Source organism: uncultured Limnohabitans sp., assembly GCF_937889215.1.
GTDB lineage: Bacteria > Pseudomonadota > Gammaproteobacteria > Burkholderiales > Burkholderiaceae_C > Limnohabitans_A.
This window is the reverse complement of record NZ_CALBEX010000057.1, coordinates 1-1,682: the sequence shown is the minus strand read 5'-3', so window position 1 is coordinate 1,682 and position 1,682 is coordinate 1. Positions and strand designations below refer to the sequence as shown.

At 58.2% G+C, this 1,682-nt stretch carries 1 protein-coding gene; it reads left to right on the top strand.

What is annotated here, in order from left to right:
* Positions 1-1,304 (top strand): aspartate--tRNA ligase (gene aspS / locus Q0341_RS01340; protein WP_299510028.1); only part of this gene is annotated, 1,304 nt, incomplete at its 5' end.
* Positions 1,305-1,682: the final 378 nt, after the last annotated feature.

Here is a 1,682-nt window from a genome sequence, read left to right as displayed (position 1 = left end):
GCACGCCCGAAGGTGCGCGCGACTACCTCGTGCCCAGCCGCGTGCACGATGGCCAGTTTTTTGCGCTGCCCCAGTCGCCCCAGCTGTTCAAGCAGCTCTTGATGGTGGCGGGCTACGACCGTTACTACCAAATCACCAAGTGCTTCCGTGACGAAGACTTGCGCGCGGACCGTCAGCCTGAATTCACCCAGATCGATATCGAAACATCGTTTCTGACCGAAGAAGAGATCCGTGACATGTTCCAAAGCATGATCAAGCGCGTGTTCCAGAAAACGATTGGTGTGGACTTGGGCGAGTTCCCGGTGATGACTTACCAAGACGCCATGCACATCTATGGCTCAGACAAACCCGACCTGCGCGTGAAACTGCAGTTCACCGAAGTCACCGACGTCATGGGCGATGTGGACTTCAAAGTGTTCTCGGGCGCGGCCAACATGAAGGGCGGCCGCGTGGTGGCCCTGCGCGTGCCGGGCGGTTCGGTCGAAGGTGGCGGCATCAGCCGTGGCGAGATCGATGCCTACACCGAGTTTGTCAAGATCTATGGTGCCAAGGGCCTGGCCTACATCCGCGTGAACGACTTGTCCAAGGGTCGTGAAGGCCTGCAGTCGCCTATCGTCAAGAACATCCATGACGCCGCATTGACAGCGGTTCTGGAGCGATCAGGCGCACAAAATGGCGACCTGATTTTCTTTGGAGCCGACAAGGAAAAGATCGTCAACGACGCCATCGGTGCGCTGCGCATCAAGATCGGCCACAGCGTCTTCGGCAAAGCCAATGGCCTGTTTGAAGACCGTTGGGCCCCGATGTGGGTGGTCGACTTCCCAATGTTCGAGTTCGACGAAGAAAGCCAGCGTTACACCGCCGTACACCACCCCTTCACTGCGCCCAAAGATGGCCACGAAGACTGGATGGTCACTGCGCCCGAGAAGTGCATTTCCAAGGGCTATGACATGGTCTTGAACGGCTGGGAGATGGGCGGCGGCTCGGTGCGTATCCACCGCGCCGACGTGCAGCAAAAAGTGTTTGACGCCTTGAAAATCACACCTGAAGAGGCTCAGCTCAAGTTCGGCTTCCTACTTGATGCGCTGCAATACGGTGCACCGCCCCACGGCGGCCTGGCTTTCGGTCTGGACCGCATCGTCACTTTGATGACCGGTGCCGAATCCATCCGCGACGTGATCGCCTTCCCCAAGACCCAGCGTGCGCAGTGCCTGCTCACGCAAGCTCCCAGCCCGGTAGACGAGAAGCAGTTGCGCGAGTTGCACATCCGCTTGCGCAATCTGGATGCTGCCAAAGCCGAGTAACCTCTGCCGAGTCAGAAAAAATGCCACCTTCGGGTGGCATTTTTGGTGGTGAGCCCTGTGCGGGCGCACTGTTGGAAGTGCAAGTCTTACCCTAAGCTGATCACCGCGAAGGACGCGGCATAAGGGTCATCGCGCGTTGAACGCGCATCTGGGACTTGAACCGCCCGGAACGGAGCGGCGACTTGCTGATGTGGAAGGAGGCGGCTGCGATGACCGCTACCTGCGGAGCATCCGAATGCGCTGCCGTCCAATATGTGGCCCATAAAAAAGGCTTCAAAACCGAAATCTTGAAGCCTTTTGTGCCAGAGTCCTGCACATGGCAGGATCTGGAATTTTTTGAACGGCATGGCAGCCGTTAACGGTATGCGCAGGGCTTAG